Consider the following 20,895-nt stretch of genomic DNA (forward strand, 5'->3'; position numbering starts at 1 on the left):
CGTCCTTAAACTGCTCCTTGGGTGAACTTTGTCCATCCGACCCGGTCCACCCGGCTCCCTGATCCATTCGAGCAGCCTGCACACCACCATGTTTCGACGATTCCTGCGTCCCGTCCTGCACCTGTCCCTGGTCGTCTGCGGCCTGGTGGTCACCGGTCTGCTCGTGCCAACGGCCGCGCAGGATGCCCGTCCACCCGAGAAGGCGCCCGCCACGGTGGACCCGCGCTGGCACGCCAGCCTGGAGGCCTTCGCCGCGGCGGACCTGCGCCAGACACCGCAGCCCGGTGGCGTTCTGTTTGTCGGCAGTTCCTCCATCCGCCTGTGGAACGACCTGGAAACCAGCTTCGCCGACCAGCCCGTGGTGATCAAGCGCGGCTTCGGTGGATCGCAACTGCTGGATTGCGTGAAGCTGGTCGACCGGCTGGTGCTGCCCTACAAGCCGCGCCTGGTGGTGGTGTATGCGGGCGAGAACGACATTGCCGAAGGCGCCACGCCCCAGCAGGTGCTGGAGCGCTTCAGCGCGTTCGTGCAGGCGATCAAGGCCGACCTGCCCGGCAGCCGCATCGCCTATGTGTCGATCAAGCCCAGTCCCTTGCGCGCGGGCCTCATGCCCCAGGTACGAGAGGCCAACGAGCTGATCCGGACCTACAGCCAGACCGAACCGCAGCTCGACTTCATCGACGTGTATTCGCTGATGCTCGATGCCAGCGGACAGCCGCGTGGCGAGCTTTTCTCGAGCGACCGGCTGCACCTCAATGCCGACGGCTATGCCCTCTGGCAACGCGTCATTGCATCGCACCTGAAAGTGTGACCTTGCGCGCCTGCTTGCGCGCGCGCCGCGCCGCCAGCCGACGGTCCCGCGCCAGCGACAGCCTGGCCACCAGCCACAAACTGTAGAAGCCGACGAACAGGACCAGCAGGTCCACCGACCAGGGCCGCTCGGGGCGGGCGGCACCAAACAGCGCGAGCGCCAGCAAGGCCAGCACCAGGTGCGCGCAGAACACCGGCAGCGCGGCCTTGCCCAGGGTTTCCAGCGCCCGCCAGCGAGGCAGGTGCCGCTTGAGTACCGGTGCAAAGTGCATGGCGAGCAGCAACAGCGCGAGCACGTTGATGAGCCGCAAGGGACCCAGTTGCCACTTGTCGAACATCAGGTTCACCGCAACGCTCCCGGGCAGCGGTACCTGGCCCACGGCGTGCCGCCACGCAAAGGCACTGAGCGCGAACAACAGCGCCACCCAAACCATCCAGCGCGGAAAGCGGGTGGGCTCGCGGTCCGGCTGGCTGTGCAGCGCCCCCAGCCACAGGCCAAGCACCCACAGAAATTGCCAGCCCAGGATCTCGAAGGCCCCCATGTCCCGGTAGCGCAGCGGCATGTCGAACCAGCCGGTGGCCCACTGGAAAACCGCTGGCCCGAGACCGAACTGCGCGCCCACCCACACCAGCAGGCTGAGCAGCAGGACGCCACGCCACCCGTGCTCCTGCCCGTGCATCAGGATCACGGGACTGATCAGCATGAACACGATGTAGATGGGCAGGATGTCCAGCAGCGCAGGGCTGTAGAGCAGCAGGCTGGCACTCACCAGAGCCACGACGGGTTTTTCGAGGAAGAAGCCGAGCAGGCCGGTGATGGACTCCTCGCGGCTGACCAGGCCAATGCCGGCAATGACGGTGAACGCAAACAGCAGCAGCGCCAGCTGGCAGGCGTAGAGCTTGAGCGCCCGGTTGAAAAACGCGGACTTCATGGCGTCATCGCCCTGGCGGTAGGCCTTGTCGCTGTAGACCATGCCCGCCATGTAGGCCGACAGCAGCACGAAACCCTCGGCCGCCGACACGTAACCCAGCGGCTGCCCGGCCGGGTCCGACACCCGCGTGGGCAGGTGCGTCAGGGTCATCAGCACGAGCATCAGACCGCGCAAGGCGTCGAGCTCCCATCGGCGCGCGTCCTGGCTCATGCGGTGGGTCACCTCGGAATGTGGATATCAGTGGTAGTGGTTCCTGCGGGCTGCAAGTTCCCAACTCCCTACTGTGCCCGCCCTGCGCCTCGGTGTTCGTGCGCCTGCACACCCTGGTTGAGGGCCACTTCACCGTGGATGCAGCCGTCAGCAGCCAGGGAGGCCTATTTTCGCGACCCGGACGGGGCGAGCTGAAACTCTTCAACCATGAGTTCGCTGTTGGTGTACTTCTGAAGCAGGACGGCGAACTTTCCACCAGGGGCCACCGCCATCAATGAGTTGGATGACGGGCGATAAGGCTGATAGATCTTCCTGAAAATGATCCTTCCCTGTTCAAGATGGACGACCAGGACTTGCGTGCGCTGTGCAAATCGGGTGCTCGAATGGGTGCCAATCAATACGTGAGCGGAATCCAGCATCAGGATGTCCTGGCCATTCGCGTGACTCATCCAGTCCGTTTCCGGCAGTTTTGTGACGACGCGCACCTGACCAGTGACGCTGTCTATCTCTCTTAAGACAAACTCGGGCTCAAAACCTCCAAGTCGGTCGATGATCTGAAAAAACTTCCTGCCGTCGTAGGTGGTTCTGGACCATGGAGACGGGACGTTGAAGCGTGTGACACGCCCATTCAGATCCAGTGTGGCCAACTTGCCCCGGCTCAACAAGACCAGACCGGCCTGATTCGGCGAGGGGCCCTCAACGGGTTCGGCATAGGACCCCACCGCTTGTTCGTATGGCGGCAACTCAAGCTGCCAGGCAGGCTCTTTTGATTCCTTCGCTTCAAATGCAGCAATCATGTTCACAGACGGGTTGCAGGAGTGGACATGCACCAGCGATACCGGCGTTTGCGGGTAGGCGACGGGAGGCATGACACCTGAATAGTCTTTGTAATGCCGATGGCCTTTGGGGCACCAACCACGATCTGACGGAGGGCTGATTTTCAGATTCCCGTGCTCATAAAACATGGTTGCCGCTCCTGAACCCTGGGACAGAATTCGACGAGAAATCTGTTTGACCTCAGGCGAGGCACCCCAAGCCATGGACATGTGCAGGCCCGTTGCACAGATGAAAGCGAAAAGGATGGATGGGGATCGAGCTTTCATATGTTCGCCATCTGCATTTGCTGAACGTCTCGGGTATGCCGGGGGTTCAATTTTAGGTCTTAAGTGCTATTTTTTCGCACTCCACGAGCCTCACCTAAACTCAGCCGCATGTCTGTCTCCCTGCCCGCCGACGAGGCCTTCATGCGCCTGGCCATGGACGAGGCCCGCGCCGCCGCACAGGCGGGCGAAGTGCCGGTGGGGGCCATCGTGGTGAAGGATGGCCGGGTCGTCGCCACCGGACGCAATGCACCCATCGAAGGACACGATCCCACCGCACACGCCGAGATCGTGGCCCTGCGCGCGGCTGCCAGGGCCCTGGGCAACTACCGCCTTGACGGCTGCACGCTGTACGTGACGCTGGAGCCCTGCGCCATGTGCAGCGGGGCGATGCTGCACGCGAGACTGGCCCGCGTGGTTTTCGGCGCCACCGACCCCAAGACCGGTGTCGCCGGCTCGGTGCTCGACCTCTTTGCCCAGCCGCGCCTGAACCACCAGACCGAGGTGCAGGGCGGGGTGCTGGCCGATGACTGTGCAGGCCTGCTGCGCGAATTCTTCAAGGAGCGCCGAGTGAACCCACATCCCCTGCGCGAAAACGCGCTTCGCACGCCCGACGAGCGTTTCGAGGCGCTGCCCGACTACCCCTGGCGGCCGCATTACGTGAGCGATCTCACCTCGCTGGACGGCCTGCGTCTGCACTACCTGGATGAGGGTGGCGCCCAGGAGCCGATCACATGGCTGTGCCTGCATGGCAACCCGGCATGGAGCTACCTCTACCGCAAGATGATTCCCACGCTGCTGGCCGGTGGTGGCCGGGTGGTGGCGCCCGACCTCATTGGCTTCGGGCGCAGCGACAAGCCGAAGAAGGAGGGTGCACACCGGTTCAGCTGGCACCGGCAGGTGCTGCTCGAGTTCATCGAGCGGCTGGACCTGCAGAACGTCGTGCTGGTCGTTCAGGACTGGGGAGGGCTGCTCGGCCTCACCTTGCCCATGGAATCGCCCGCGCGCTACCGCGGCCTGCTGGTGATGAACACCACGCTGGCCACGGGCGACGCGCCACTGTCACCGGGCTTTCTGGCCTGGCGCGACATGTGCGCACAGAACCCCGACTTCAGCGTGGCGCGCCTGTTTGCGCGCGGCAACCCGCAGATGAGCCCGGCCGAGTGCGAGGCTTACGAGGCCCCGTTCCCCGATCGCGGGCACCGCGCTGCACTGCGGGCGTTCCCCGCGCTGGTGCCCGAACACGCCGACGACGATGGCGCGGCCTTGTCGCGCCAGGCCCGTGATTTCTGGCAGCACGACTGGCAGGGCCAGAGTCTCATGGCCATCGGCCAGCAGGACCCGGTGCTGGGCGAACCGGTGATGCGTGGCTTGCAAGCGCACATTCGTGGCTGCCCCGAGCCCTTGCTGCTGCCGCAGGCGGGCCACTTCGTCCAGGAGCATGGCGAGGCGATCGCGCAAGCGGCGGTACGGCATTTCTCCACGGGATAATCCGGGCCAACATGAGCCACATCTACATCTACTCTCCTTCCAGCGCCGTGCGCGACAAGGCCGCCTTCCGGCGCGGCGTGGCGCGGCTCAAGACCCTGGGTCACGACGTCGAGCTCGACGAGTCGGTGCTCAAGAGCCACATGCGATTTGCCGGCGACGACGACACGCGCCTGGCGGCCATTGGCCGAGCAGCCGCGAGCGGGGCCGACGTCGCTCTGATTTCGCGGGGCGGCTACGGGCTCACGCGCATCCTCGGCCGGTTGCCCCTGAAGCAGATCACCAAAGCCATCGAAGGTGGCACGCAGTTCGTGGGCCTGAGCGACTTCACCGCGTTGCAGATGGCCCTGCTCGCCCGGACCGGCGGCATCACCTGGGGCGGCCCCGCGCTCGGGGAGGACTTCGGCGCCGAGGCGCCAGACGACATCATGGAGGCGTGCTTCGACGATCTGCTGGTCGGCCACGGGGAGGGCGCGGGCTGGACGCTGCCGGCGCCCGAAGCGGTGAAGGACACCGTGCTGCGCGTGCGCGGCGCCACGCTCTGGGGTGGCAACCTCAACGTCATCTGCTCGCTCGTGGGTACGCCGTATCTGCCGGCGGTGAAAGGCGGCATCCTGTTCCTGGAAGACACGAACGAACACCCGTACCGCATCGAGCGGCAGCTCACCCAGCTGGTGAACGCCGGGATCGTTGCGCAACAGAAGGCGGTGCTCCTGGGATCGTTCAACCGCTTCAAGCTGGTGCCGGGCTACGACCGGGGTTTCAACCTCAAGCGGGTGGTGGAGTGGCTGCGCACGCAGACAAAGACACCGGTGTTCACAGGCCTGCCGTTCGGGCATGTCCAGACCAAGGTGTTGTTGCCCGTGGGCCGCAAGGTCGACCTGATGGTCGATGGGCGCGATGCCCTGATCTTCTGGGGCTGAGGCTAGCGCCTCATCCGGCAGGCGTCCATCAGGCTCTTCGGGACCAGGCCCTGGAACACGGGTGACAGGCTCTGCACCCGGTGCACCGCCAGCGCCTCGCCGTGCAACTGGCTGAGCGCGGCCACCATCTCGGCACGGGCGAACCACAGGGCGTGGGCGTCGTGGAGGTATTTGAGTTTCCGTGTGAGCTGGGGGTTGGCCCTCGCACCTTCTTCGCCCAGCACGGCCAGCATGGCTTCCCGCACCGGCTCCAGGGCCTCGGTCGAGTCCTTGCGCACTTCAGGGCTCAGAAGCGCCGAAATACTGTGGCGGATACCGGGTTTGAACCAGCGCATGGAAGTGGCCTCAACGACTTTGTACGAATTGGATACAGGATACGTCCCGTTTCACGGCTTGTGCATGACATATTTTGCATCAAAGTCGAAAAACAACAGATAAATCAAATGTTTACAGGGGTTTTTTCAGAATGAGGCTGAAGTGTGTAATACCTTTTTATGCCTGTTGATGCCCGCGAAACCGGTTCGCGCAGCCTAAAAACAAGGTCTGTCAAGCCGCCGACCGGGGTATGGCGAGGGGTCGCGCCCGCTCTCAAAATACGGGGGGCGGTGTGTTGTAATCCAGCGCATATTCCTCTGTCCCTATGGCCGAACTGACTATTGCTTTTGTCGACCTGACCGGCAGCGTGTCCGTGTTTGAAACACTGGGTAACGACCGCGCCACCAAGGCCGTGACCCGGCTGACGCAGTGGATCGGCACGATCGGCGTGGAGAGTGGCGGCAAGGTCGTGAAAATGCTGGGCGACGGTGTTCTGTTGTCGTTTTCGAACAACCGGAGCGCGGTGGAGAGCATGGTGCAGATCCAGCAGGAGCACGCCAAGCGTGTGGCCCAGTGGCCCAACCGCCTCAAGCTGCAAATGCAGATCGGCATGGCCCGCGGGCAGGTGGTGGTCGTCGATGGCGACTGCTTTGGCGACGCCGTCAATGTGGCCTCGCGACTGAGCGATCTGGCCGGCCCCGAGCAGATCATGGCCACCGACACCGTCATCCGAAAGCTCGGGCCCCGCAACGGCGTGCGCAGCCGCAGCCTGGGGCCCATGCGCATCAAGGGCAGGGTGGAACCGTGCGAGGTGTTCCGCGTGGAATGGCAGCCCGAAATGCTCTCCGAGTTCCTGACGTTGCCCGCCGACCTGCATGCCCTGCACAACTCCGCCGAGTCGATGTTCGGCGGCATCGAACTGGCCTGGCTCGATTCCACCCACGCCTTCAACATCACCGACCTGCCGCTGAAGATCGGGCGCGTGCCCGAGGCCGACTTCATCGTGAGCGACCCCCGCGTGTCGCGCCTGCACGCGGCGATCGACATCCGCTCCGGCAACTACGTGCTCGAAGACATCAGCAGCTACGGCACCTGGGTGCGGTTTTCCGGTGGCGACAACGCGATTTCGCTGCGCCGTCAGGAATGCCTGCTGCACAGCGATGGCGAGATCGCCATGGGCGCGCCTTTCAGCGACTTCAGCGCCCCCACCGTGAGCTTCAAGCTGGTGGACGGCACGCTTTCACTCGGTCACGCCCTCGTCCGCAAGTAGACCTGGCGACCTTTAAAACAAACGCTTTCGGACCGGTGCCCGGCCTCGGAGCGATGCAGGAGACAACCCGTGCGCTGGATTCGACGATTGGTCGCCCTGCTGGGCTTTGTGCTGGTGCTGCTCGTGGCGCTGGCGGCGTTCTACGTGCAGCGCAGCCTGCCCCAGATGTCGGGTTCGCTCGCCTTGCCGGGCCTCACCGCGCCGGTGAAGGTGCAGCGCGATGCCAGCGATGTGACCCACATCCTCGCCAGTCGCCCCACCGACGCATGGATGGCCATGGGCTATGTGCATGCGCAGGAGCGCGGCTGGCAACTCGAGTTCAACCGCCGCGTGATGCGCGGCCAGCTCTCCGAAGTGCTGGGCCCGGCCACGCTGGAGACCGACCGCCTGATGCGCACACTGGGCATCCGCGAGGCCGCACGTGCGCAGTTCGATGGTCTGCCGCCCGAGGCGAAGGAGGCCGTGAAGGCTTACAGCGCGGGCATCAACGCCTTCTTCGCGCAAGGCAGCCAGTCGCTCAGCCTGGAATTCCTGCTGTTGGGCATCGATCCTTCGGAGCAGGCGCGCGCCGGCACCTGGTGGGATCCGCTGGACAGCGTGGGCTGGTCGATCATGATGGCGCTGGACCTCGGCGGGAACTGGGGCAACGAGTTCGCGCGGCTCGCGGCGCTCAAAGTGATCGAGACCCGGGCGCTCTGGGAACTGTTTCCACCCTATCCGGGCGAGCAGCCGGCATCGTCGGCCGATCTTGCCGCGCTGTACAAGGATCTGGGCGTCTACCGCACGACCCCGCTCACCACAAGCACCGCACCGGCCCCCGTCAACGGCATGCGTGAGGCGTTCCTCGCCCGCATCGGCGCGGATCTGGCGCTCTGGTCGCAAGGCCTGGGCGACGTGGAAGGCAAGGGGTCCAACAACTGGGTGGTCGGCGGTTCGCGCAGCGCCACCGGCAAGCCGCTGCTGGCCAACGACCCGCACCTGGGCCTGAGTGCGCCCGCCATCTGGTATTTCGCGCGGCTGCAGGCGCCCGCGGCCGAGGGCATGCCCGGTATGGACGTGATCGGGGCCACGCTGCCCGGCACGCCCTTCGTGGTGCTCGGCCGCACCGCCGAAGTCGCCTGGGGCTTCACCAACACCGGCCCCGATGTGCAGGACCTCTACCTCGAGCAGCTCAACCCGGCCAACCCGTCGCAGTACCGCGTTCCCGGCCCAGGCAGCGAACCGGCCTGGGCGCCGTTCACGACCCGTTCAGAGACGATTCGCGTCAAGGGCCAGATGGATGTGATCCACACGGTGCGCAGCACGCGCCACGGCCCGGTGCTCAGCGATGCCCAGGCCGCACATGCGCAGGTGCTCGACACCACGCGCTTCGTGCTGTCGCTTCGCTGGACGGCGCTCGACGCGGACAACCGCAACGTGGTGGCCACCATGAAGTCGAACCAGGCGCGCTCGGTGCCGGAACTGCTGGAGGCGATGCGCGAGTTTCACGCGCCCATGCAGAACGTGGTGATGGCCGACCGCAGTGGTCGCATCCAGTACAAGGCGGTCGGCAAGATTCCGCTGAGGTTGCCGGCCAACGACATTCGCGGTGTGGCGCCTGCGCCAGGGTGGGATGCGCGCTACGACTGGACCGGCTGGCTGCCGTTCGAGGACACCCCCCAGGATGATGGTTCGCGCGGCTGGATCGCCACCGCCAACCAGCGCATCCACGGCCCGGACTACCCGCACTTCCTGACGCAGGACTGGGCCGCTCCCTACCGGCAGGAACGCATCGAAGCACTGCTGGAGAAGACACCGAGCCACAGCGTCGCCACCTTTCAGGCGATGCACGCCGACCAGTTCTCCCAGGCCACGTTGCGCCTGCTGCCCTTCCTGCAGAAGACCGCGTCCGACCATCCGCTGGCGGCGGCCGCGCAGGCGGCGTTGAAAGATTTCGACGGCGTCATGAGCGCCGACCGGGCTGCACCCCTCATTTACTCGGCATGGGCCGACTCGTTCACCCGGCAAGTGGTCGGTGGGCGACTGGGCAAGGAACGCTTTGAAGCGATGTACGGCAAGCGGCTGTTCCGCAACACCATCGAGGGCATCCTGGAGCGCGATGACGCGAACTGGTGCGGGGCAGCAGGATGCGCCGCCGCCAGCAGCGCGGCGCTGGCCGATGCACTGGACCGGCTGCAGAAAGTGCACGGTGCCGACGTGGCGGCCTGGCGATGGGGCGAAGCACATCCCGCGATTTCCATCCACCGGCCGCTCAGCAACGTGAAGCCCCTGGCGCACTTCTTCGAGGTTCGCACGCCCACGGGAGGCGATCCATTCACGGTGAACGTGGGGCAATACCACCTGGACAAGCTGGATGCCCCGTACGCCAACCGGCACGCCGCCAGCCTGCGCGCCATCTACGACCTGGCCGATCTGGACAACTCACGCTTCATCTACCAGACCGGGCAGAGCGGCAATGTGTTTTCGGGCCGCTACCGCGACATGAGCGAGCCCTGGGCGGGCGTTCAGTACCGCACACTGTCGATGAACCCGACGCAGTGGGCGTCGAGCCTCACGCTCAGCCCCTGACGCTCATTTGAGGTTGCCGGAGAGGAACTGGGCCAGGCGCTCGCTTTTCGGGCGCGCGAGCACCTCGGCCGGCACGCCTTGTTCCTCGATGCAACCTTTGTGCAGGAAGATGAGGTGAGAGGACACCTCTCTTGCAAAGCCCATCTCGTGTGTGACGACCACCATGGTGCGGCCTTCCTCGGCCAGCAGCTTCATCACGCGCAACACCTCGCCCACCAGCTCGGGATCGAGCGCGCTGGTGGGTTCGTCGAACAGCATCACGTCGGGTTCCACCGCCAGTGCGCGCGCAATCGCCACCCGCTGCTGCTGGCCGCCGCTCATGTGCGAGGGGTAGCGGTCTTCCACGCCGCGCAGTCCCACGCGTTCCAGGTAGCGGCGCGCCGTCTCCACGGCCTTGTCCTTCGGGATCCCGAGCACGTGCACGGGCGCCTCGATGATGTTCTGCAGCACCGTCATGTGCGCCCAGAGGTTGAAGTGCTGGAAGACCATGGCCAGCTTGGTGCGCAAGCGCTGCAATTGCGCGGCGTTCACGGCCCGCAGTTCACCGTGTCGATCGGCCTTGAGCTGGAGTTCCTCGCCGCCGAGCACGATGCGCCCGGCGTTGGGGTTCTCCAGCAGGTTGATGCAGCGCAACAGCGTGCTCTTGCCGGAGCCCGAACTGCCGATCAGGCTGATGACGTCGCCCGCGCGGGCCTGCAGCGACACACCCTTGAGCACTTCGTTATCACCAAACCGCTTGTGGATGTCGTGCACCTCCAGCAGCGGTCGGGACGTCGAGCGGGCGGAGGCGGTGTCGATGGTCATGGGCATGGCCAGGGTTGAAAGCGTGTTTCAGGCGCCGAGCAGGTCGCCTGAACGGAACGGCGTGGGGCCGGCGATCTTGCCCACCTCACCGCCGGCAACGACGTAGCGTTCGCGCACGGTGGCATACAGCACGCCGGGCACCTCCGCGCGCACCGGGTGAACGCGCGCGTGTTCCGGCGCGGTGGGGTCGATGACTTCGGCCACCACGTCGCCCACGGCCAGGCGGGCGCCGGTGGCAGCGAGGAACACCAGCACGCCGGGCACTGGTGAACGCAGCGTCTGCGATCCCGACAGCGGCGTGGGCGTGCAGGGCAGGGCAGGCAGCGCGGGCGGGTGGGGCGTGGCGATCACGCCGATGTGCTCCAGGAAGGCGAGTAGCGCCTGGGCGTCCTGCCGCGCCAGCGTGTGCGAGACGTTCGCCTCACCGCGCAACTCCACGGTGGTGCTGGCGCAGCCCTGGGGCAGCGGCACCTGCACGCCGGCCGCCTTCAGGCGATCGGCCAATTGCCACCACAGACCCGAGAGGCGCTCGTCAAACGGGCCGCCGCCGGATTCGCGCGCCAGCAGCACGGCCCTGCAACCCAGCAGGCGCGCCAGGGGTTCCAGCGGAGGCCAGCACGCTTCCTCGCTGTAGAGGTGCATCACCGCGTCGCCGTCGCAATGCAGGTCCAGGACCAGGTCGGCGTCGTGCGACAGCCGCAGCAGTTGCCGACGCAGGCCCTCCAGCTCGCTCGAGGGCTGCCACGACCGGAGCCACTGGCCGACCAGCGCGCGCACCGTCGCCACGTTGGCCTGCGCATCCTGCCCCAGTTGCTTCGTGGCCTCGGCCAGTACGGCTTCGGCCAGGTCGGGGTAGTGGCGGTTGAAGTTCTGCGCCGTGTCGAACTCGAAGCGGCCCATGGGCTTGTGGTCCAGCCGCTGGGACAGGCCGATCGGATTGGCCACCGGCACCAGCACCACCTGGCCGCTGATGTGGCCGTCGGCTTCGGCGGCCTGCAGGTGTTCGCGAAGGTGGTGCGCCACCAGCATGCCCGGGAGTTCTTCCGCGTGCAGGCTGGCCTGGACGTAAACCTTCGGGCTGGCGTCGGGCGAGCCGAAATGAAAGCTCACCAGCGTCTTCTGGCTGCCCAGGCTGGGACTCGGCAGGGGATGTTCGATGCGCTGCATGCCGTTGGATTCTCTTCGCGATTCAATGAGCTCGCGGAGCGAGGTGGGCCAGGAAGCGGCGCTCGGCCAGCTTGAAGGCGCCCACCAGGCTGAACGTGATGGTGAGGTAAATCGCGGCGGCGAACAAGTAGGCCTCGAAGGGCAGGTAAAAGTCGGAGTAGATGCGACTGGCCGCAGCGGTCACATCCAGCATGGCCGGCACCGTGCTGGCCAGGCTGGTGGCGTGCAGCATCATCACCACTTCATTGCTGTAGGCTGGCAGGGTGCGGCGCAAGGCACTGGGCAGCACGATGCGGCGCAGCGCGAGACGGCGGCTCATGCCCATGGCCTGCGCGGCCTCGATCTCACCGGGGGCCGTTTCGCGAATGGCCCCGGCGATCATCTCGGCCGTGTAGCCGGCCGTGTTCAGGCTGAAAGCCAGTAGGGCGCAGAAGAACGGCTCCTTGAAATGCGTCCAGGGCCAGATGTCGTTCCAGCGCGCCTGGATCCAGTCCAGCTGCGCCAGGCCGTAATAGATGAGGTAGAGCTGAATCAGCAATGGCGTGCCGCGGATCACATACGTGTAGGCCCCGACCAGCCAGCGCAGCGGCGCGATGGAACTGGTCAACGCCAATGCGAACAGCAGCGCCAGCACGGCACCCACACCCAGCGACGACAGCAGCAGCCACACCGTGGTGATGAGACCTTCGCCGTACATGGCCAGCGAAGTGGGCCGGAAGATGACTTCCCAGTTCATGCCCGCGCCCGCTTCACGCCCAGGCTGAAGCGGCGGTCAAGCCACCGAAGGGCCCACAGCGAGACGGTGGTGTAGATCAGGAAGAGGGCCGCAGCGAACAGGAAATACATGAACGGCTCCCGCGTGGCCGCGCTCGCCTGCTTGGCGAGGTAGGTCATCTCGTGCAGACCGATCAGGCTTACCAGCGCCGTGGCCTTGATCAGCACCAGCCAGTTGTTGGTGAAGCCGGGCAGCGCGTAACGCACCATTTGCGGTGCCGTGATTCGCCAGAAGGTGCGCAGCGGGCTCATGCCGAATGCCCAGCCCGCCTCCATCTGGCCTTTGGGAATGGAAAGAATGGCGCCGCGGAAGGTTTCCGTCATGTAGGCGCCATAAATGAAGCCGATGGTGAGCATGCCCGCGAGAAACGGGTTGATGTCCACCGTGGCGCGGCTGCCCGTTGCCTCGATCAAGTGGTTCAGGCCGATGGTGCCGCCGTAGAAGATCAGCAGCATCAGCACCAGTTCGGGGACGCCCCGCACCAGCGTGGTGTAGACCGTGGCCAGGCCCACGAGCACGGGGCGGCCCGAGAGCTTGGCGCTGGCACCCAATAGACCCAGCAGGACGGCCACCACCAAGGCCGCCAGCGAGACGCCCACCGTGAGGAGGGCGCCCTGCAGGATCGAGGCGTGGTAGCCGGTCAAGGCGCCGGGCTTTTAGTTGCCGTAGACGTCGAAGTCGAAGTACTTCTTGCTCACCGTCTCGTAGACACCATTGCTGCGAATGGTCTTGATGGCTGCGTTCAACTGGTCCTTGAGCTCGGTCTCGCCCTTGCGCAGCGCCACCCCGACACCAGTACCGTAGTACTTGGGGTCGTTCAGGACGGGGCCCACGAAGCCGTAGCCAGCACCTTCAGGCTTGCTCAGGAAGCCACCGTTGACCTCCACCTGGTCGGCCACGGTGCCATCGAGGCGGCCGGACTTGATGTCCAGATAGACCTGATCCTGGGCTTCGTAGGGAACGATGCTGGCACCGGCGGGCTTGAGCTCAGCCATGGCGTACTTTTCCTGCGTGCTGCCTTTGAGGACGCCGATCTTCTTGCCTTTGAGCGACGCCAGGTCGGTGAATGCCGTGCCGGTCTTCACCACGATGCGGCTGGGCGTGAAATAGTATTTGTCGGAGAAGTCCACCACTTGCTGGCGTTCCTCGGTGATCGACATCGAGCTGACGATGACGTCGTACTTCTTGGCCTGGAGGCCCGGGATCATGCTGTCCCACACCTGTTCGACGTACACGCACTTGCGCTTGATTTCGTTGCAGAGCGCTTCGGCGATGTCGACATCGAAACCGGTGGGTTTGCCGTCGGCGGTCTTGAAGGTGAACGGCTCGTAGGTCGGATCGATCGCGACCTTGAGCTCCGGCATCTCTGCAGGAGCCGGTGCAGGTGCCGCGGCCGGTGCGGCAGCGGGCGCTGGTGCGGGTGCAGGGGTTTCGGTCTTGCCACAGCCGACAAGCGCTGCGGCACCAATGAGACTGAGGGACAGGAGTGCGTGTTTCATGGAGATCTTTCGAAGGCCGGCCTTGTGGACGACCCGATGGTTGTTTGCAGGCGATGGATTGTAGGTGCAGGGTAACGAAGCGCAGGAAGCGGGTCAGCAGTGTTTGCCCTGAAGGCGCTGCCTTTGCGACAGCGGTGGATGAGCAAGTTCCAGGCCGCAGCTTCTATACATTGAACTATACATAATATACATCGTAGAACTTCAAAGCAATGAGCATTCACGCCGCCGCGACTACCATCAGACCCACTTTTCCAACCACCCACAAGGCATACCCATGGCATCACAGAGTTCTCCCAGGATCGCGCTCGTCACAGGCGCGGGCACCGGCATCGGTCGCAGTGTCGCGCTCGGGCTCTTGAAGGACGGATTTCATGTCGTACTCACTGGCCGACGACCTGAGCCGCTGGCGGCCGTGGCCGAAGCGGCCAAGGCTGCGGGCCAGCAGGCGCTGGCCGTGCCCGCAGACGTTCGGGACCCCGAAAGCGTACAGGCCTTGTTCGACAACATCGAACGGCGCTTCGGCAGGCTGGACCTGCTGTTCAACAACGCCGGTGTGAATGCGCCCGCGGTTCCCATGGACGAACTGCCCGTGGATCGTTGGAAAGATGTGATCGACACCAATGTCACCGGCGTTTTCCTGTGCGCACGCGCGGCCTTCGGGCTGATGCGCCGGCAAAAGCCGCAAGGTGGCCGGATCATCAACAACGGATCCATCTCGGCCCATGCGCCCCGCCCCTTCAGCAGCCCGTACACGGCCAGCAAGCATGCCGTGCTGGGCCTGACCAAGACCATCGCCCTGGATGGCCGGGACTTCAACATCGTGTGCAGCCAGATCGACATCGGCAACGCCCTGACCGAGCTGTCGGCACGCATGACACAAGGGGTGCGCCAGGCCAACGGGACGATGGCCACGGAACCCATGATGGACGTGGAGCACGTGGCGCAGGCGGTGCGCTACATGGCGGCTCTGCCGCTGTCGACCAACGTGCTGAACATGACCGTGATGGCCAGCCAGATGCCCTTCGTGGGCCGGGGATGAAATGAAGAAAGGGGCCAGAGGCCCCTTTTTCAGTCTTCGACGAAGGCTTCTTCGCGCTTCTTCTTGATGGATGGAAGCAGCACGATCACCAGCAAGACGGCCGCCGCGGCAAGCAGCGAAGCAGAGATGGGGCGCGTGACGAACACCGACCAGTCCCCGCGAGAGATCAGCATGGCGCGGCGCAGGTATTCCTCCATCATCGGCCCGAGGATCAAGCCCAGCAGCAGCGGCGCAGGCTCGCAACCCAGCTTGATGAAAAGGTAGCCGATGAAGCCGAACATGGCCACCATCCAGATGTCGAAGCTGTTGTTGTTGGTCGAGTAAACGCCAATCGCACAGAACAGCACGATGGCCGGGAACAGCCAGCGGTACGGCACGGTCAGCAGCTTGACCCAAAGGCCAATCAGCGGCAGGTTCAGGATCACGAGCATCGCATTGCCGATCCACATCGAGGCGATCAGGCCCCAGAACAGCTCGGGGTTGGAGGTCATCACCTGCGGACCCGGCTGGATGTTGTGGATCGTCATGGCGCCCACCATCAGCGCCATCACGGCGTTGGGTGGAATGCCCAGCGTGAGCAGCGGGATGAACGACGTCTGCGAACCTGCGTTGTTGGCCGCCTCGGGCGACGCAACGCCGCGGATGTTGCCCTGGCCGAAAGGCACTTCGCCGGGCTTGAGCTTGGTCTTCTTCTCGATGGTGTAAGCCGCGAAGGACGACAGCAAGGCGCCACCGCCCGGCAGGATCCCCAGCACGGAGCCCAGCGCCGTGCCGCGCAGCACCGCAGGCGCCATGCGCTTGAAGTCCTCTGCCGTCGGCATCAGGCCCTTGACCTTGCCCACGAAGACTTCCCGCTTCTCTTCGTCCTGCGACAGGTTGCTGATGATTTCACCGTAGCCGAAGATGCCCATGGCGATCACCACGAAGCTGATGCCATCGGTGAGTTCGGGAATGTCGAAGCTGAACCGTGCGACGCCGGAGTTCACGTCCGTGCCCACCAGGCCAATGAGAAGACCGAGCACGATCATGGCCAATGCCTTGATCAGCGACCCGGAGGCCAGCACCACCGCACCAATGAGACCGAGCACCATGAGCGCGAAATACTCGGCCGGACCAAAGCTCAGGGCCACTTCGGTGAGGGGCGGCGCAAAAGCCGCCAGCACCAGCGTGCCCACACAACCTGCGAAGAACGAGCCCAGCGCAGCGGCCGAGAGAGCAGGACCCGCCCTGCCCTTGCGCGCCATCTGGTGGCCGTCGATCACGGTCACCACCGAAGACGATTCACCCGGCAAGTTGACCAGGATGGCGGTGGTGGAGCCGCCGTATTGCGCGCCGTAGTAGATGCCGGCCAGCATGATCAGCGCGGCCACCGGCGGCAGGCCGTAAGTGGCGGGCAGCAGCATGGCGATGGTGGCCAGCGGGCCGATCCCCGGCAACACCCCGATCAGCGTGCCGAGCAGGCAGCCGATGAAGGCATAGACCAGGTTCTGGAAAGTGAAGGCGACGCCGAAGCCCAGCGCCAGGTGGTCGTAGAGTTCCATCATGATGGGTGCTGCCTAGTGAATCAGGAATTCAGGAAAGCAGGCCACACGGGGAACTGCAGGTTGAGCAGGTAGACGAAGCCGCCGTAACTGCCCACGGCGAGAATGGTGGCCAGGATGAGCGATTCCTTCAGGCTCCATTTCGGGCGTGCCATGCTGGCGATGATCACCAGTGCGTAGATCGCAACAATCAACCCCATGGCCGGAAAGCCGATCGACGGCAGGCCCACGAGCAAGGCGCCAAAGGCCAGGTTGGCGCCCAGGATGTAGCCCAGCGGCCGCCAGGCGAAGGCACCGATCGGGTCGCCATCAGGGGCCTTGCTTCGAAAGGACAACAGGGTGACGGCAATGCCCAGCACCGCGAGCAGGATGCCAAGCAGAAGCGGGAAGTAGCCCGGCCCCATTCGGGATGCCGTGCCGACCGTGAAACTGGTGGCACCGACGGCAAAGGCAATGCCGACGATGGTGAACATGAGTCCTGAAAAGAAGTCCTTCTGACTGGCGAGCTTCACAGCGTCTCCTCAATTTGTGGGTATCGGCGCGATTTTGATGCGTCGGTTTGGATGAACCAATGTGGATTACACCTACTCCAGGCCTCAAAGCAGGCGTTTCGTTCCTTGTGGAGCAATGTTTGAATGAATGAAAGGTATTACCATCGGCCACGCGGCTGCTTGGCCCGCACGAACGCGGCGATGATCTCCGCCGCTTCGGCCCGGTTGGCGCCCTGGGCGAAGTCGATGGCACTCAGGCCCTTCTGGTTCTTCAGCAAGGGGTCGGCGCCCTCTTCCAGCAGCAGCTTGACCACGCCCGGGTTGCCATAGTGGGCGGCCATCATCAGCGGCGTGCTCCGGTTCGGCGACTCGGCGTCGATGTAGGCGTGGTTCTCCAGCAGCAATCGCACCATGGCCGGGCTTTCGGCACCCGCGAAGGTCGCGGCGTAATGCAACGGCGTCCAGCCGGGCTTGTTCACCTCCGCCTTGCGTTCGATGAGGCGTCGGGCCAGCGCCAGGCGTCCCTTGAGCGCGGCCATCATCAACGGCGTCTCACCTTTCTCACTGATGGCGTTCACATCCACCTTACTCTGGCCGGCCAGAAAGTCGGCGACGGCGGGCGCATCGTCCCTGATCGCCAGGAACAAGGGGTGCTCTCCAGCGGCGTTGCGGGTATTGAGGTCGAAGCCACGCCGTGCCAGGGCCTGGATCGCGCCGACATCGTCGCGCTTGATGGCCGTGAAGAAGTCGTCGAAGGAGCTGGCCCATGCCGACATCAGGTTGACCAGAGGCAACAAGGAAATCGCTTTTAAAACAACGCGTCTGTTCATATATCTCAAGTATTGCAAGAGGTTTTCAGGAGTCGGCGGCGAGCGCCCTGCCAAACAGCAGATCAAAATTCCGGCTGGTCGCGGTGGCTACATCCTGCACCTCCAGGCCTTTGATGGCGGCGATCTGGCGCGCCACCCAGGGCACCAGGGCCGGGGAATTGGTCTTGCCACGATGTGGCACCGGTGCCAGGTAAGGACTATCGGTTTCGATCAGGGTTCGGTCCAGTGGCACGAAAGCAGCCACCTCGCGCAGGTCGGCGGCGGTCTTGAAGGTCAGGATGCCCGAGAAGGAAATGTAGAAGCCCAGGTCCAGCGCCGCGCGCGCCACGGCCATGGATTCGGTGAAGCAGTGAAACACGCCGCGGGAGGGCGCGCCGTCCGATCCGGCCCGGGCCGTCGCGGAACCGATGCCGCCCTCTTCCCGCAGGATCGCCAGGGTGTCTTCCGATGCACTGCGGGTGTGAATGACGAGCGGAAGGTCGGTCAGGCGCCCGGCCCGGATGTGCGTCCGGTACCGCTCGCGTTGCCATGCCATGTCGGCCACCGTGCGGTCTCCGAGCCGGTAGTAGTCCAGCCCCGTCTCCCCGATGCCGATGACCCGGGGGCGGGCAGCGCGCTCCAGCAGGTCATCCAGCGTGGGCTCCTGAAGGCCTTCGGTGTCGGGGTGCACGCCCACCGTCGCCCACAGGTGCGGATGGTCGTGGGCCAGTTGGTAGACATCCTCGAACTCTTCCAGGGTGGTGCAGATGCACAGCGCGCGCTCGACCTGCGCCTCGGCCATGGCCTGCAGGATGTGGGGCAACTGCTCACGCAGCTCGGGAAAGCTCAGATGGCAATGGGAATCGGTGAACATGCGAATCGAACGGGCAGCAAAAAGCCGATGGGACACGCATTGTGCGCCGCATCGGCTTCGCAGAAACCGCCGCGAGGACGGATCAGAGCGTCTGGGTGGCCTTGTCCGAACCCAGGTTGGAGCCGAGGATCTCCTCGATCTTCAGCTTGAGCTGGCGCGACTTTTCGTCAGCGGGGAAACGGATGCCCACGCCTTGTGTGCGAGCGCCCTGTGCCTTGGGCGGCGTGACCCAGGCCACCTTTCCCGCCACCGGATAGCGCTGCGGGTCGTCGGGCAGGCTGAGCAGCACATAGACGTCATCGCCCAACCGGTACTCCCGCGCTGACGGGATGAAGATGCCGCCATCGGCGAACAGGGGGATGTACGCGGCATACAACGCAGCCTTCTCCTTGATGGAGAGCTGGATCACGCTCGGGCGCGCTGCAGCGGCCGCTGGAGAAGGGTTGGTGCTCATGGGAGGCAGTTTAGCGGCAATCGTCGGTGCACAAGACCCTGAAGTACCCCTGCCATGCGTGCAAAAGCGGGGTGTTTCCGTGACATATGCGCGCTATGTCCCGACAGGCGCCGCGCGGTGGCCTGGTGGGGATGAGCCACCACTAGGCCCCGCCCTGCCCTGTGCTTGCCAGCACCTGGCGGGTGCGGGCTGCCCAGGCTTCCTGCATCAGGCCGGCGCTGTAGGGGTGCTCCACCGAGCGCGCCGCCGCCATGAGCTCGCGCGACCACTGGGCCAGCACGCCCCAGCGGGGTGCAGGCGGCAGCTGGTCGTCGGGAAAGAAGCGCGCCGGCGCGCCGGCGGCCTTGGCCATCAGGTCGTGACACAGCTTCTGCAGCACCGCCAGCTGGCGCGCGGGCGCCCAGTCCGACAGCAGGGCCCAGTCGCCGCGGGAGAGCGAACCCGGCAGTTGCCCCCAAGCCGCGCCCTGCAGTCCGGAGGCAGCCCAATCCAGCGCATCGTCGGGTCGACCACCGGCCGCTTGCAGCCACACGCGGGCCTGTTCCCTGTTCGCTCCACGGGCCGCATCCTGGGCCACCAGCCATTCCAGCGCCTGGGCCTCGTCGGGCCACACCATGGCGTGCGTCTGGCAACGGCTGCGGATGGTGGGCAGCAACTGGTGGGCGGCGTCGGTGGCGAGCACGAATCGCACCTCGCCCACGGGCTCCTCCAGCGTCTTGAGCAACGTGTTGGCCGACTCCATGTTCATGCGCTCCGCCGGGTACACCAGGATGACCTTGGTGTTGCCCCGCGAGCGCGTGAACTGGGTGAAGGCCACTGCGTCGCGCGCGGCCTCCACGCGAATCAGCTTGCTGGGCTTGCGCTTCTTGTCGTCGATCTCTTTCTGCGCGCTCTCGTCGAGCGGCCAACCCAGTTCCAGGCTCAGCGTCTCAGGCATCAGGGCACACAGGTCGGCGTGCGTGCGCACATCGATGGCGTGGCAACTGCCGCATTCGCCGCACGCGCCTTGCGGGCCCGGCCGCTCGCACAGCCAGGCGCGGGCCAGCGCCAGCGCCAGGTCGTATTGCCCGAGGCCAGAAGGGCCGGCGAGCAGCAAGGCGTGGCCCCGCTGGGCCAGCAGGTCCTTCAGTTGGGTCTGCAGCCAGGGTGCCAGGGTGCTCATGCCGGTGCCTGCGCAGGTTGCAGCCAGCCTCGCTGCTCGAACGCGGCGCGCACACCGTGCCAGACCGCCTCTTTCGATCGGTCGGACGGCACGCGCACGAAGCGGGCGGGGTCTTCGGCCAGGCGCTGGGCGTAGCCTTCTGCCACACGCTGGAAGAAAGCCACGGGCTGGGCCTCGAAGCGGTCGGGCACGCGCGCGCCAGCCAGCCGCTGGGCGGCCACGTCCGGGGGCAGATCGAACCAGACGGTCAGGTCGGGCTGGCGCAGTCCCGTCGCATCGGGACGCGCCTGCACCCATTGTTCGAGCTGTCGCAGCACCGTCAGGTCAAAGCCGCGCCCGCTGCCCTGGTAGGCAAACGTGGCATCGGTGAAGCGGTCGCACAGCACCACATCGCCCCGTGCCAGTGCGGGCTCGATGACCTGCGCGAGGTGGTCCCGCCGGGCCGCAAACATCAGCAAGGCCTCGCACAGCGGGTCCATGGCGTCGTTGAGCACCATGTCGCGGAGCTTCTCGGCCAGCGGCGTGCCGCCCGGTTCGCGCGTGAGTGTCAGGCCACGCCCCGCGGCTCGGAAAGCGTCGGCCAGCGCGGCGATGTGGGTGGACTTGCCCGCGCCGTCGATGCCTTCGAAGGTGATGAAGAGTCCGGCCGGATGCATGTGCGGGA

General features: G+C 65.3%; 21 protein-coding genes. 6 read left to right on the forward strand and 15 right to left on the reverse strand.

From position 1 onward, the window contains the following. Positions 1-88 precede the first annotated feature (88 nt). A complete protein-coding gene (locus ACTIEY_RS10000; RefSeq protein WP_439518953.1) occupies positions 89-811 on the forward strand; it encodes an SGNH/GDSL hydrolase family protein in 723 nt (240 codons plus the stop codon). Here ACTIEY_RS10000 and opgC read toward each other — a convergent pair. Next, positions 786-1,952: an OpgC domain-containing protein gene (gene opgC, locus ACTIEY_RS10005; protein WP_439518954.1), complete on the reverse strand. Its 1,167-nt coding sequence runs from the start codon at positions 1,950-1,952 to the stop codon at positions 786-788. The two genes, ACTIEY_RS10000 and opgC, sit on opposite strands and share 26 nt — an antisense overlap. A gap of 164 nt (positions 1,953-2,116) precedes the next feature. After that, complete coding sequence (locus ACTIEY_RS10010) at positions 2,117-3,055, reverse strand: hypothetical protein (protein WP_439518955.1); 939 nt, start codon at positions 3,053-3,055, stop codon at positions 2,117-2,119. A gap of 108 nt (positions 3,056-3,163) precedes the next feature. Between ACTIEY_RS10010 and tadA the strand changes: the two genes are divergently transcribed. Further along, positions 3,164-4,543, forward strand: coding sequence for a tRNA adenosine(34) deaminase TadA (gene tadA, locus ACTIEY_RS10015; RefSeq protein WP_439518956.1), 1,380 nt, complete (start codon positions 3,164-3,166; stop codon positions 4,541-4,543). A gap of 11 nt (positions 4,544-4,554) precedes the next feature. Next, a complete protein-coding gene (locus tag ACTIEY_RS10020; protein WP_439518957.1) occupies positions 4,555-5,463 on the forward strand; it encodes an LD-carboxypeptidase in 909 nt (302 codons plus the stop codon). 2 nt (positions 5,464-5,465) lie between these two features. On the opposite strand, the gene ACTIEY_RS10025 is transcribed toward ACTIEY_RS10020, so the two are convergent. Next, entirely contained in the window at positions 5,466-5,798 is a 333-nt protein-coding gene (locus ACTIEY_RS10025) for a hypothetical protein (RefSeq protein WP_439518958.1), read from the reverse strand. A gap of 305 nt (positions 5,799-6,103) precedes the next feature. On the opposite strand from ACTIEY_RS10025, the gene ACTIEY_RS10030 reads away from it, so the two are divergent. Continuing rightward, positions 6,104-7,048, forward strand: coding sequence for an FHA domain-containing protein (locus tag ACTIEY_RS10030; RefSeq protein ID WP_439518959.1), 945 nt, complete (start codon positions 6,104-6,106; stop codon positions 7,046-7,048). 69 nt (positions 7,049-7,117) lie between these two features. After that, a complete protein-coding gene (locus ACTIEY_RS10035; protein ID WP_439518960.1) occupies positions 7,118-9,616 on the forward strand; it encodes a penicillin acylase family protein in 2,499 nt (832 codons plus the stop codon). Between the two features lie 3 nt (positions 9,617-9,619). Here the strand turns inward: ACTIEY_RS10035 and ACTIEY_RS10040 are convergent, their stop codons facing one another. Genes ACTIEY_RS10040 through ACTIEY_RS10060 form a run of 5 tightly spaced genes read right to left on the reverse strand, consistent with a single transcriptional unit; the run spans position 9,620 to position 13,861 of the window. Then, positions 9,620-10,420, reverse strand: a complete 801-nt coding sequence (locus ACTIEY_RS10040; RefSeq protein ID WP_439518961.1) for an ABC transporter ATP-binding protein — start codon at positions 10,418-10,420, stop codon at positions 9,620-9,622. A gap of 27 nt (positions 10,421-10,447) precedes the next feature. Beyond that, positions 10,448-11,587, reverse strand: coding sequence for a succinylglutamate desuccinylase/aspartoacylase family protein (locus tag ACTIEY_RS10045; protein ID WP_439518962.1), 1,140 nt, complete (start codon positions 11,585-11,587; stop codon positions 10,448-10,450). 22 nt (positions 11,588-11,609) lie between these two features. After that, complete coding sequence (locus ACTIEY_RS10050; RefSeq protein WP_439518963.1) at positions 11,610-12,323, reverse strand: ABC transporter permease; 714 nt, start codon at positions 12,321-12,323, stop codon at positions 11,610-11,612. Further along, the gene (locus ACTIEY_RS10055) at positions 12,320-13,006 is read right to left on the reverse strand and encodes an ABC transporter permease (protein WP_439518964.1); all 687 of its coding nucleotides are present in this window, start codon (positions 13,004-13,006) and stop codon (positions 12,320-12,322) included. Before ACTIEY_RS10055 ends, ACTIEY_RS10050 begins: the two co-directional genes overlap by 4 nt. A 12-nt stretch (positions 13,007-13,018) precedes the next feature. Further along, a complete protein-coding gene (locus ACTIEY_RS10060) occupies positions 13,019-13,861 on the reverse strand; it encodes an ABC transporter substrate-binding protein (RefSeq protein WP_439518965.1) in 843 nt (280 codons plus the stop codon). A 274-nt stretch (positions 13,862-14,135) separates the two neighbouring features. Between ACTIEY_RS10060 and ACTIEY_RS10065 the strand changes: the two genes are divergently transcribed. Next, a complete protein-coding gene (locus ACTIEY_RS10065) occupies positions 14,136-14,900 on the forward strand; it encodes an SDR family oxidoreductase (RefSeq protein WP_439518966.1) in 765 nt (254 codons plus the stop codon). Positions 14,901-14,929: 29 nt separating this feature from the next. Here ACTIEY_RS10065 and ACTIEY_RS10070 read toward each other — a convergent pair whose 3' ends face one another. From ACTIEY_RS10070 to tmk, 7 genes are all read right to left on the reverse strand, one after another. Beyond that, entirely contained in the window at positions 14,930-16,441 is a 1,512-nt protein-coding gene (locus tag ACTIEY_RS10070) for a tripartite tricarboxylate transporter permease (protein ID WP_439519438.1), read from the reverse strand. Positions 16,442-16,464: 23 nt separating this feature from the next. Continuing rightward, the gene (locus tag ACTIEY_RS10075; RefSeq protein WP_439518967.1) at positions 16,465-16,953 is read right to left on the reverse strand and encodes a tripartite tricarboxylate transporter TctB family protein; all 489 of its coding nucleotides are present in this window, start codon (positions 16,951-16,953) and stop codon (positions 16,465-16,467) included. Between the two features lie 137 nt (positions 16,954-17,090). Continuing rightward, the gene (locus ACTIEY_RS10080) at positions 17,091-17,729 is read right to left on the reverse strand and encodes an ankyrin repeat domain-containing protein (RefSeq protein ID WP_439518968.1); all 639 of its coding nucleotides are present in this window, start codon (positions 17,727-17,729) and stop codon (positions 17,091-17,093) included. Between the two features lie 58 nt (positions 17,730-17,787). Further along, on the reverse strand, positions 17,788-18,615 hold the full coding sequence (locus tag ACTIEY_RS10085) for a TatD family hydrolase (RefSeq protein ID WP_439518969.1): 828 nt from the start codon (positions 18,613-18,615) through the stop codon (positions 17,788-17,790). Between the two features lie 82 nt (positions 18,616-18,697). Next, on the reverse strand, positions 18,698-19,069 hold the full coding sequence (locus tag ACTIEY_RS10090; RefSeq protein ID WP_439518970.1) for a PilZ domain-containing protein: 372 nt from the start codon (positions 19,067-19,069) through the stop codon (positions 18,698-18,700). Between the two features lie 142 nt (positions 19,070-19,211). Continuing rightward, entirely contained in the window at positions 19,212-20,231 is a 1,020-nt protein-coding gene (locus ACTIEY_RS10095) for a DNA polymerase III subunit delta' (protein ID WP_439518971.1), read from the reverse strand. Beyond that, complete coding sequence (gene tmk / locus ACTIEY_RS10100) at positions 20,228-20,887, reverse strand: dTMP kinase (protein ID WP_439518972.1); 660 nt, start codon at positions 20,885-20,887, stop codon at positions 20,228-20,230. The genes ACTIEY_RS10095 and tmk overlap by 4 nt, the downstream gene beginning before the upstream one ends. Positions 20,888-20,895 lie beyond the last annotated feature (8 nt).

Source organism: Hydrogenophaga sp. (genome assembly GCF_051858985.1).
In the GTDB taxonomy this organism is placed as follows: Bacteria; Pseudomonadota; Gammaproteobacteria; order Burkholderiales; family Burkholderiaceae_C; genus Hydrogenophaga.

Excerpts from the sequence above, each read along its gene's own strand:
- tmk (WP_439518972.1), bottom strand. The coding sequence starts at position 20,887 with ATGCATCCGGCCGGACTCTTCATCACCTTCGAAGGCATCGACGGCGCG.
- ACTIEY_RS10040 (WP_439518961.1), bottom strand. The coding sequence starts at position 10,420 with ATGACCATCGACACCGCCTCCGCCCGCTCGACGTCCCGACCGCTGCTG.
- ACTIEY_RS10030 (WP_439518959.1), top strand. The coding sequence starts at position 6,104 with ATGGCCGAACTGACTATTGCTTTTGTCGACCTGACCGGCAGCGTGTCC.
- ACTIEY_RS10020 (WP_439518957.1), top strand. The coding sequence starts at position 4,555 with ATGAGCCACATCTACATCTACTCTCCTTCCAGCGCCGTGCGCGACAAG.
- ACTIEY_RS10090 (WP_439518970.1), bottom strand. The coding sequence starts at position 19,069 with ATGAGCACCAACCCTTCTCCAGCGGCCGCTGCAGCGCGCCCGAGCGTG.
- opgC (WP_439518954.1), bottom strand. The coding sequence starts at position 1,952 with ATGAGCCAGGACGCGCGCCGATGGGAGCTCGACGCCTTGCGCGGTCTG.
- ACTIEY_RS10085 (WP_439518969.1), bottom strand. The coding sequence starts at position 18,615 with ATGTTCACCGATTCCCATTGCCATCTGAGCTTTCCCGAGCTGCGTGAG.
- ACTIEY_RS10060 (WP_439518965.1), bottom strand. The coding sequence starts at position 13,861 with ATGAAACACGCACTCCTGTCCCTCAGTCTCATTGGTGCCGCAGCGCTT.
- ACTIEY_RS10050 (WP_439518963.1), bottom strand. The coding sequence starts at position 12,323 with ATGAACTGGGAAGTCATCTTCCGGCCCACTTCGCTGGCCATGTACGGC.
- tadA (WP_439518956.1), top strand. The coding sequence starts at position 3,164 with ATGTCTGTCTCCCTGCCCGCCGACGAGGCCTTCATGCGCCTGGCCATG.
- ACTIEY_RS10095 (WP_439518971.1), bottom strand. The coding sequence starts at position 20,231 with ATGAGCACCCTGGCACCCTGGCTGCAGACCCAACTGAAGGACCTGCTG.
- ACTIEY_RS10000 (WP_439518953.1), top strand. The coding sequence starts at position 89 with ATGTTTCGACGATTCCTGCGTCCCGTCCTGCACCTGTCCCTGGTCGTC.
- ACTIEY_RS10070 (WP_439519438.1), bottom strand. The coding sequence starts at position 16,441 with ATGGAACTCTACGACCACCTGGCGCTGGGCTTCGGCGTCGCCTTCACT.
- ACTIEY_RS10045 (WP_439518962.1), bottom strand. The coding sequence starts at position 11,587 with ATGCAGCGCATCGAACATCCCCTGCCGAGTCCCAGCCTGGGCAGCCAG.
- ACTIEY_RS10065 (WP_439518966.1), top strand. The coding sequence starts at position 14,136 with ATGGCATCACAGAGTTCTCCCAGGATCGCGCTCGTCACAGGCGCGGGC.
- ACTIEY_RS10025 (WP_439518958.1), bottom strand. The coding sequence starts at position 5,798 with ATGCGCTGGTTCAAACCCGGTATCCGCCACAGTATTTCGGCGCTTCTG.
- ACTIEY_RS10010 (WP_439518955.1), bottom strand. The coding sequence starts at position 3,055 with ATGAAAGCTCGATCCCCATCCATCCTTTTCGCTTTCATCTGTGCAACG.